Annotated in this window: 10 protein-coding genes; 2 read left to right on the forward strand and 8 right to left on the reverse strand. The window is 57.6% G+C overall.

Annotated features, from left to right (window positions below):
• Positions 1-48: 48 nt before the first annotated feature.
• The 8 genes from ABFT80_RS27870 to ABFT80_RS27905 form a co-directional block, all read right to left on the reverse strand.
• Positions 49-459 carry a VOC family protein gene (locus ABFT80_RS27870; RefSeq protein ID WP_347975206.1) on the reverse strand — a complete coding sequence of 137 codons (411 nt, stop codon included), beginning with the start codon at positions 457-459 and terminating at the stop codon, positions 49-51.
• Between the two features lie 27 nt (positions 460-486).
• Complete coding sequence (locus ABFT80_RS27875) at positions 487-930, reverse strand: YybH family protein (RefSeq protein ID WP_347975207.1); 444 nt, start codon at positions 928-930, stop codon at positions 487-489.
• A 41-nt stretch (positions 931-971) separates the two neighbouring features.
• Entirely contained in the window at positions 972-1,454 is a 483-nt protein-coding gene (locus tag ABFT80_RS27880) for an SRPBCC family protein (RefSeq protein ID WP_347975208.1), read from the reverse strand.
• A 77-nt stretch (positions 1,455-1,531) separates the two neighbouring features.
• Complete coding sequence (locus tag ABFT80_RS27885) at positions 1,532-2,803, reverse strand: RNA polymerase sigma factor (RefSeq protein ID WP_347975209.1); 1,272 nt, start codon at positions 2,801-2,803, stop codon at positions 1,532-1,534.
• A complete protein-coding gene (locus tag ABFT80_RS27890; RefSeq protein ID WP_347975210.1) occupies positions 2,800-3,210 on the reverse strand; it encodes a YciI family protein in 411 nt (136 codons plus the stop codon). Before ABFT80_RS27890 ends, ABFT80_RS27885 begins: the two co-directional genes overlap by 4 nt.
• Positions 3,211-3,371: 161 nt before the next feature.
• Positions 3,372-3,689: a hypothetical protein gene (locus ABFT80_RS27895; protein WP_347975211.1), complete on the reverse strand. Its 318-nt coding sequence runs from the start codon at positions 3,687-3,689 to the stop codon at positions 3,372-3,374.
• A gap of 362 nt (positions 3,690-4,051) precedes the next feature.
• Positions 4,052-5,854, reverse strand: coding sequence for an NAD(P)/FAD-dependent oxidoreductase (locus tag ABFT80_RS27900; RefSeq protein ID WP_347975212.1), 1,803 nt, complete (start codon positions 5,852-5,854; stop codon positions 4,052-4,054).
• 320 nt (positions 5,855-6,174) lie between these two features.
• Positions 6,175-7,827 carry an OFA family MFS transporter gene (locus tag ABFT80_RS27905; protein WP_347975213.1) on the reverse strand — a complete coding sequence of 551 codons (1,653 nt, stop codon included), beginning with the start codon at positions 7,825-7,827 and terminating at the stop codon, positions 6,175-6,177.
• Between the two features lie 355 nt (positions 7,828-8,182).
• Between ABFT80_RS27905 and ABFT80_RS27910 the strand changes: the two genes are divergently transcribed.
• Together ABFT80_RS27910 and ABFT80_RS27915 are read left to right on the forward strand one after the other, a co-directional pair.
• Positions 8,183-9,058: a sulfurtransferase gene (locus ABFT80_RS27910; RefSeq protein ID WP_347975214.1), complete on the forward strand. Its 876-nt coding sequence runs from the start codon at positions 8,183-8,185 to the stop codon at positions 9,056-9,058.
• A 31-nt stretch (positions 9,059-9,089) separates the two neighbouring features.
• Complete coding sequence (locus tag ABFT80_RS27915) at positions 9,090-9,911, forward strand: MetQ/NlpA family ABC transporter substrate-binding protein (RefSeq protein ID WP_347975215.1); 822 nt, start codon at positions 9,090-9,092, stop codon at positions 9,909-9,911.
• Positions 9,912-9,941: the final 30 nt, after the last annotated feature.

The following is a 9,941-nucleotide window of genomic DNA, read 5'->3' on the forward strand; positions in this document are numbered from 1 at the left end:
CTGTCCTGCCAGCCTTTCCAACTAAAGCTCTAACGTCCCAGCGTTCAGCTATTTCTTAACAGGGCCGACCACAGCCCAGAGAAGACCAAACGGGTCGCGGAATTGGCCGTATTGATCGCCCCAGAAGGCGACGTGCAAATCCAGCGTCACTTCCATTCCGGCATCCACGGCTCGCTTCCACCAGAGTTCGGGATCGTCGACCGGCAGATGCAGCGTGACGGCCTGCGCTTTTACCAGCGGCATGCCGTGTTCGGGCATCGGATCGTGGATCATGAATGCGCCCTCGTTGATTTCGAGATGGCAATGCATCAGGCGCTTGCCGTCTTCCATAGGCAATTGCTGAATGATCTTCGCGCCGAACGCTTTCTCGTAAAGCGCTGTGGCGGCTCTGGCGTCGCTGACCATAATATAAGATACGACGCCACTCATTTTCGGTGCAGTCTCACTTACTTCCGGCATGATTTTTCTCCCGTAATCACATTGGAATCAGGGCTTGAGATCGATGGCGGCTTTAGAACTGCCGTCCATGTAAAAGGGTACGGATTCGTGCTCATGGCTGATCTTCCAGCCTCTGTCCGTGCGGCGAAAGCCGGTGGTCTTGCGAAACCAGAGCTCGACCTCCTGACCGTCCGTTTTGGTGCCGGTCATGTGTGCAAGCCCGTGAACGAACGCAATGTCGCCTCCGGTTTCGGTCACCGTATCGCGATGCTCGACGTTGATCGGGCCAAGCCATGTTCCGAACCACTCGTTCAGTCCGTTGAGGTCGCCATCGGTCCGCAGCACAAGCGGCGGGGCCAGCGAGAACATGACGGTATCGTCCGTGTAAAGTGCGACGACGTCCTCCGCATTCTTGTCGTGAAGAGCCTTGCTCAAAGCATTTATGACGCTTTTGATTTCGGCTTTGTCGTGAGGGTCTGATTTTACAAGCATAATTTCCTCCTATCGGGCTTCCAGAGAACGCCTTCGCTGGATCAGATTTTGGCGAGCAGCTCCGTGAGCTGGTCGGCACATTGGCCCCAGCCTTCATGGAAACCCATTTCCTCGTGGGTCTTGCGGTCCTCTTCGCGCCAATGGCGCGCGACCGCCGTGTACTTGGTCTTGCCTCCGACGTCCTCGAAGGTGATGACTCCAGTGAAGAATGGTTTTTCGGACGGCTTCCAGCCCGCCGTATAGGCATCGGTGAAAACGATCTTCTCGTTCTCGACGATTTCCAGATAGACGCCGTGGTTGGGATAATCGTTTCCGTCGGCATCGCGCATGACGAAGTAATTGCTTCCGCCCGCCCGCAGATCGAGTTCAACTATCGGCGTGGTGAAAGGCCGGGGCGCGAACCATTGCTTGAGCAATTCAGGCGTCGTCCACGCTTTAAAAACCTTCTCGCGCGGAGCGTCGAAAGTACGCGTCAGAACAAGATCGTTTGAATCATTAGCTGCGTTTTTGGCTGTGTCGTTCATTTTCATTTCCTCCTTTTCGGTGGTCTGATCCAAGGACGAATGAGAAAACAAAGCGCCGACACGCACGCGCATTTTTTTCAGCGCGCCACTATTTTTCCCGTCTTCGCATTGTCCTTCATGAGACGGTCGAGATGCATGCGGATGTGGGCTGCCTCGGCGGGCGTGTTGGCAAGCGCAATCGCGCGATCGAATGCGACCCGCGCTTCCTCGTCGCGGCCAAGCTGCATGAGCAGCCCGCCTTTCACGCCGAAAAAATGGAAATAGCCTGAAAGCCGGTCGGCCAGCGGTTCGATCATTTCGAGCGCGGCTTCGGCGCCCCTCACCTTTGAGACGGCAACCGCTCGATTGAGCGTAATGACGGGCGAAGGCTGCATCTGCTCCAGCGCGCCGTAAAGCAGATCGATCTGTGCCCAATCCGTGTCTTCCGCCTTTGCAGCCCGCGCATGAAGCGCGGCGATCGCGGCCTGCGCCTGATAAGCACCGGGACGCCTGTGCCGCATGGCCTTGTCCATGAGGGCCAGTCCTTCGACGATCATCGAGCGGTTCCACCGGCTGCGATCCTGATCCTCCAGCAATATGATGTCGCCCTGCGCATCGAAACGCGTAGGGGAGCGCGCATGCTGAAGAAGCATCAGTGCCGTAAGCCCCATGATTTCCGGCTCGGTCTGGAACAGACGCAGCAAAAGGCGGGCAAGCCGGATTGCTTCGTCGCACAGCTTGCCTCGCGTCGAAGCCTCGCCGCCGGGGGCGGAATATCCTTCATTGAAAATGAGATAGACCATGGCCGCAACAGCGGCGAGACGTTCCGAGCGCTCGACCGCATCGGGCGTCTGGAAAGCTACACCCGCATCGCCGATCTTCGCCTTGGCGCGGGTTATGCGCTGCTCCATCGCGCTTTCGCCAACCAGAAAGGCGCGCGCGATCTGCTTGACCGAAAGGCCCGAAACAATGCGCAGCGCCAGCGCAATCTGCTGCGTTGCAGGCAAGTCCGGGTGACAGCAGATGAACAGAAGACGCAAGATATCGTCGCGATAATCTGCGCTGTCCAGCCGCTCGACCATATCAGCCTCGGCGTCTTCAAGATCGGAAAGCATTTCTTCGGGCGGCAGCGGCTGCTGCTTTTTCTGTTTGCGCACGACATCTATCGCCGCATTGCGCCCGACGAAAATGAGCCAGGCGGCTGGATCGCGCGGCGGACCATTCTGCGGCCAGCTTTTCAGGGCTCGCAAACATGCGTCCTGAAACGCCTCTTCGGCCACATCGAGGTTGCGAAAATAACGCAGCAGCGCGCCCATCGCTTGCGGGCGTGCCGCGCTTATCGCCGTGCTGATCCAGCCTGTGTCGCTCATGCTCTCTTGCTGTCTGCCGGTTCGAACGGCGCTATCGCCTTATTGGGACGGAAAATGCTGATGGGACGGATTTCATAGGCGCCATAGGCCGGATTTGCCTGGGCCAACTGCTCCGCAGCATCAGTCGCCTCATCCAGCGTATCGACATCGACCATGTAGAAACCGAGCAACTGCTCCTTGGTTTCGGCGAAGGGTCCATCGATGATCAACGACTCTTTGTCGTTCTTGCTTTTGCGAAGCGTGGTCGCGGCAGTGGTCGGCAAAAGACGCGCTACCGGGCCGAGCTTGCCTTGCTGGGCAAGTTTCTGCTGCACGACGGCTAGGCTTTCCATGACCGCGTCATCCTCCTCCTTGGTCCAGGCGGTGACGACGTCTTCGGAGTGATAACAAAGGATTGCGTAAAGCATTGCGGATCATTCCCTTTTGCATAAGACGAATGGGAACGATCGGCACCGACATTGCGATGCAAGAAATTCGCTCCCAATGTCGGGAACTTACTACGTTGATTGCGCGCAAGGCCAGCCGAGTGCCTTGATCCAGACTATGCCGGCTTGAAGGCGGCTCTATTTTACGGGCAGGTCGTGCGGAACGACTTGCTGCCCGACAATGGAAGCTGGCAGCCACCCTGAACGCTTGGAATGCGCGGCCGTTCACGCTCGGGCTGAATGTAAATGCGTTCCTGCTGGCGATTGTTATTCTGCTGCTGCTGAAAGTTGCGAAGATTTTCGCGATCCCTCAAAATCTGCGCTTCGTTGATGCGCCCTTGCCGGATCAGCGACTGACGATCATAGCCGTCGAACCGTTCAACCGCCGACGCGGCAACAGGCACGGCCAGCATGAAAGCCAAGCCAAGCGCAATCTTTTTCGAATTGTTGCCAAACATCATTCGCTCCCGACGCCGCTTTACCATCCCGCTTAATATAGGGCCGGATGCCCCGAAGCCAAAGAGCGAGGCGTTCAAAACAATCGGACGGCAGCAAAAAGCCGCCATCGGAACGTGCATTGGAGCTGTTCCTGTTTTGATGGAATCGCGAGGCGCCCCCCTCTGTCCTGCCGGACATCTCCCCCACGGGTGGGGAGATTACTCTATCATTTAAGCACGGCACCAATCGCTGAAGTTGCAGAATGAAGAGGCGGAGAGTTGTGTCAGCCAATCTCCCCACCTGTGGGGGAGATGTCCGGCAGGACAGAGGGGGGCGCTGTCCCGCCAGCGTTTCTATTTAAAAAATGAAAACCTCTACCCCCAGATCAGGATTTGTGATGGACCTCCTGCAACCTGTAAACGGGCGTCGCCAGGCCCTCCTTGCGGGCTTTCAGTTGAAGCGAAAGATACTGCGAATAGTGGCGCGACTGGTGCAGATTGCCGCCATGAAACCACAGCGCGTCCTGCTGCGTCGGCTTCCACATGTTGCGCTGTTCGCCTTCCCACGGACCCGGATCTTTCGTGGTATCTGACCCAAGGCCCCAGCATTTGCCGACCTTGTCGGCAACTTCCTTGCTGATGAGATCGGCCGCCCAGCCATTCATCGAGCCATAACCCGTAGCGTAGACGATCAGATCGGCTTCCAGTTCGCGTCCATCGTCGAGCGAGATTGAATGCTCTTTCAATTCCTTGATACCGACGCCGCTGACCAGCTTGATGCGACCATCGGCGACCAGATCGCATGCCCCGACATCGATGTAGTAGCCGGAGCCGCGCCGCAGATATTTCATGAACAGGCCGGAATCATCGTCGCCGAAATCCAGCATGAAACCCGCATCTTCCAAGCGCTTATAGAAAGCCGCGTCCTTCTCCCTGATCTTGTCGTATATCGGCATCTGAAATTCATGCAGAATTTTGTACGGCAAGGAGGCGAAAATCATATCCGCCTTGCGGGTCGTCATGCCTGCGGCAACCGCACGCTCCGAATAGAGATCGCCCATGCCGATCTCCATAAGAGAGTCCGACTTCACGATATGGGTCGAGGACCGCTGAAGCATCGTGACATCCGCCCCGCCCTCCCAGAGCGCCGCGCATATGTCATGGGCGGAATTGTTGGAGCCGACGACGACCACCTTCTTGCCCTTGTAGGCATCCGGGCCGGGATGCTGCGAGGAATGCTGCTGCTCGCCTTTGAATATGTCCTGACCCTTGAATTTCGGCACATTGGCCTTGCCCGACATGCCGGTGGCCAGCACGAGCTGCTTCGGCTTCAGCACGATTTCCTTGCCGTCGCGTTCGACCACGACGGTCCATTCCTTCGTCTTTTCGTCGTAGCTGGCGGATTTGCAGGTGGTCGAACTCCAGTAGTTCAGCTCCATGACCTTGGTGTACATTTCCAGCCAGTCGCCGATCTTGTCCTTCGGCGCGAATACCGGCCAATTGTCGGGAAAAGGAATGTAGGGCAGATGATCGTACCAGACCGGATCGTGCAGGCAGAGCGACTTGTAGCGCTTGCGCCAGCTATCGCCGGGACGCTCGTTTTTCTCGATGATGATGGTCGGAACGCCAAGCTGGCGCAGCCGCGCGCCAAGCGCAATGCCGCCCTGCCCGCCACCGACGATCACCACATAGGGCTGCGTTGAGAACCCAAGCTCGGCGGCCTCCGCCTCGAGCTTTTCCTTCCACGTCTTGCGGGTCGGATCGCTGCCATGTTCGGCACCCATTGGGCGCAGCAGGCCTTTCGGCTCCTCATGGCCCTTCAGTTCGCTCATCGTCGTCAGTAGCGTCCAGATCAGACCGTTTTTGAGCCTGATGTGGCCATAGCCGCGCGCGACATCGGTTTCGAACTCGAACCAGCCATCGGTAACGCCGTCGCTTTCGCTGGCAAGCTCCTTGGCGTCCTGACGAAATTTCTGCGGCTTAATGCCTGCGAGCTGCGATTTGAGCATATCGCGAATCTGGTCATGGCCTTCCATCGTCCGCAAATTCCAGGTGAACGTAACCAGATCGCGCCAGTAGCAATCTTCCTGAAACAAATTCACGGCCGCATCGATGTCGCCGCCCGAAAGCGCCTTTTCGAGCTTGTGAAGAACGGCATCGACTTTCTGCCGGGGACTGTCGTCAAGCATACTATCTCCTCCTGACTTGCTTCAAATCGCGGCGGACAAGGCTCCTCCCGTGTCACGGGCGACCAGATTTTCGAATTGCTGTGTTGTTGCGCGGATTTTTGAGGCGCCGGGATGAACGCTTTCGATGTCGCGAATATGTTCGGAATCTGAAAACACCAAAAGCCAACCGCCTCCAACGGAATGCCCTCAATTTCCCCCTCAGGGATCAAGTCTACATGCGCGTGACGGATTGTACATACGGCTTTTGCGCGCCGCTTTTTTTGCGACAAAGAAAAAGGGCGGGTCTGTTCGGACCCGCCCTTTGCAACCTTTGAAACGGCTTAGTTGAACAGCGCCGCAGTCTTTTCCAGCGTAACCCAGACACCCCAGAGGATCGGGACGCCAACCGCCAGCCAGGCCAGCGCAGCCTTCGTGTCGAGACCGCCTGTGCCAATGCCGAACGAGCCGGTCGGCCCGGCCTGCGCCGTCGCGGTCTTGGCCTGTAGAGCAGCGACTTCCTCGTCCGACATATACCATTTGTCGGAAAGCGGCTTGACGAACGAATTGGCAATCAGGCCAAGCACCAGCATTCCAGCGAGAATGTACATGGTGAAATCATACACCTGCTCGCGCGGGATGCCCGCATTGATCTGGAATTCGCGAATGTAATTGACCACGACCGGGCCGAGAATGCCGGCCGTCGCCCAAGCCGTCAGCAGGCGTCCGTGGATAGCGCCCACGAACTGCGTTCCGAAAATGTCGGCCAGATACGCCGGAATGGTGGCGAAGCCGCCGCCATACATCGACAGGATGATGCAGAAGATGCCGACGAAAAGGAGCTGGCTGCCCATGCCTGCCGCAGTCGGTGCCAGAGCGTAGAGCACGATGCCGAGGATGAAGAACGTATAATAGGTGTTCTTGCGCCCGATCTTGTCGGAGAGCGACGCCCAGAAGAAGCGGCCACCGATGTTGAACAGTGAGAGCAGACCGGCAAAACCGGCAGCAATTGCCGCAATCGCGGTTTTCTGCGATGCGTCGAGCTGGGTGAAGCCAAGTTCCGGCTGGCCGATCAGCCTGCCACCGAAGATTTCCTGAAGCATGGGCGAAGCCATGCCGATAACGCCGATGCCTGCCGAAACGTTGAGGCACAGAACCGCCCAGATCAGCCAGAACTGCTTGGTCTTGTGCGCGTCGCGCAGATGCACGTGGCGCGTGGTTATCATCGTGCTCTTCGATTCAGGTGCTTTCCAGCCTTCAGGACGCCAGCCTGCAGGCGGAATACGATAGCCGAAAGCGCCGCACATCATGAACACGAAATAGATCGCGGCCATGACCAAGAAGGTCTGCCAGACGCCAACCGTTTCAGCCGTCTTGAAATAGTTCATCAGCATGTCGGCCAGAGGTGCGCCGATCATCGCGCCGCCGCCAAAACCCATGATCGCCATGCCGGTCGCCATGCCGCGACGGTCGGGGAACCATTTGATCAGCGTCGAAACCGGCGAAATATAGCCGAGGCCGAGGCCAACGCCGCCGATGAAACCGGCGCCGAGCCACATCAACCAGAGCTGATGGGTCATGATGCCGATGGCAGCGATAACCATGCCGCCGCACCAGCAAAGTGCTGAAACGACGCCTGCCTTGCGCGGGCCGGAACGTTCCAGCCAGCCGCCCCAGATGGCAGCCGAACAGCCCAGAAGCACGAAGAACAGGGTGTAAATCCAGCCGAGGTCGGAAACGCGCCAGTTGCAGCTTGTGGTAAACAGGGCCGAAATCAGATTGAGGTCCGCGCAGGCCGCAGGCGTCTCGCCGGCGATCGACTGCGAAAGCGGAAGCCAGAACACGCTGAATCCGTACGCCATACCGATGCAAAGATGGATTGCCAGCGCTGCTGGCGGCACCAGCCAGCGGTTGAAGCCAGGCTGCGCTATAATTCTTTCCCGGTCGAGGATACTGCCTCCCACGCCTCCGGTTATCGTGTCACTTGCTATGGACATGCTGTTTTTCTCCTCCATGCCGCCACGTCACCGGGCAGCTTTTGTCCAGGCTGGTTACTGCGTTTTTTCGAATGGCAATTGATGCACGCCCCGCGTGCGCACCAACCGTCCTCCCATCGGCTGCAAATATTACTCTGCAACATATGTGCCAGAATGGCCGGGCAACGATTTCAAATGCTTATCGGATGATTTGAAAAGCCAATGGACAAAATGTCCAAGCAATCACGGACATTTTGTCCAAAGAGCTTGAAACAACGATCCATTCCAAGAATATCGTTCAAATTGAAAACTGATTTCTTTGATCGGGCAGATACGCTGCTACAGAAGCCTGACTTACCCTATCTGGTGACTCCCGATGCCCCACAAACGATCCGAACTTCTGGTTTCGCCGGAAGAACTGGCAGTTCAACTGAGCGACCCTTCGCTGGTGATCCTCGATTGCACCTCCGCAGTCGTACCGTCATCAAACAAACCCGGCTTTGCGGTTGCATCCGGCAGACAGGCGTTTCTCGACGGACATATTCCGGGCGCGCAATTCATCGATCTGCAGGAAGATATTTCAGTTCCCACGGAGGCGTTGTTGTTCACCCTGCCGCCAGTCGAATTTTTTGCTGCGGCAATGAAGCGCTTTCGCATCGGTCACGGAAGCCGCGTCGTCCTGTACTCGACCGGCCAACCCGGCTGGGCGGCACGCGTCTGGCTGATGCTGCGCGGTTTCGGTTTTGACAACGCCGCAATTCTGGACGGCGGATTTTCTGGATGGAAACAGGCGGGATTGCCGGTCGAGCAAGGTGAAGCCTCGCCTTGCCCGGTTCCGGCACAGGAATTCGACTGGCGATTGCGCGAAGGAATTTTCGTTTCGACATCGGATGTCGAGGCCACGAAAAGCGCCTCTCTGGTCAACGCTCTCGACCAATCCGCCTTTCGTGGAGAAGCGGCGATCTCGTATGGCAGACCGGGCCGTATTCCCGGAAGCATCAATATTCCAACCTCCACGCTGGTCGACAAGGCGACCGGCCGATACCTCAAGCAGAACGAACTCGAACGCTTATTCGATGAAGCGGGATTGCAGGAAGACAGCGAAATCATCGCCTATTGCGGTGCAGGCGTTGCTGCCAGCAACGTGGTCTTCGCCCGCATTCTAGCAGGGTCGGACGCGCCCGCCAGCGTCTATGACGGCTCCTTGCTCGAATGGGCATCCAATCCCGACCGTCCGCTTGTGACGGGCTAATTCTCAGACAACAATTCAACAGAGATTCAAAATGACCAATACAGTTTCGCTCGCGCGACGCTCTCTTCTATCGCTTCTGGCTGGCGCGGTTCTGACCGCATTTTCAGGCCTTGCGGCTACCGCCGAAGAATACCGTCCGATCAAGATCGGCATCAGCTCCGGCCTTTCCGCCGATGCTGTCGCCCAGGCCGCCAAAGAGGCCGAAGCCATCGGCCTGAAAGTCGAGATCGTCGAATTCACCGATTGGGTGGTGCCGAACGAAGCACTGAAATCGGGCGAAATCGACGTAAACTACTTCCAGCACCAGCCGTTTCTCGACCAGAACGCCGCCAAGGCCGGTTATGATTTCGTGTCGGTGGGCGTCGGCACGCTGACCAAGCTCGGCCTCTATTCCAAAAAACACACATCCATCGACGACCTTCCCGACAATGCGAAAGTCGCGATCTCGGACGATCCGGTGAATGGCGGCCGCTCGCTGGAACTTCTGGATTCCATCGGCCTGATCAAACTGCGCGAAGGCCTGACCGGCGCACCGCTGCCCTCCGACATCGTGGAAAATCCAAAGACGCTTGAAATTGTCGAACTCGCCAACCAGCAAATCCCGCGCGCGCTGGGCGATGTCGATCTCGGCCAGGGCTACCCGTCCGGCATGGGGCTTTTCGGTGTCGATCCGAATTCGGCACTGGTTTTCGATGGTGTCCAGGAACGCTACGCCTTGCGCTTCTTCGTTCGCAAAGGCGATGAAGACGACAAGAGCGTTCTGAAATTCGTGAGCGTCTACCAGTCATCACCGGAAGTGCGCGAAATCCTCAAGCGCCACTTTGGGGACCTTACGGTTCCTGCCTGGGATTGAGTTTCAAGGCCAGCACTGCTTGGCGGCAGG

The sequence above is a fragment of the Foliimonas ilicis genome (assembly GCF_039939195.1).
Taxonomy (GTDB): domain Bacteria; phylum Pseudomonadota; class Alphaproteobacteria; order Rhizobiales; family Rhizobiaceae; genus Foliimonas; species Foliimonas ilicis.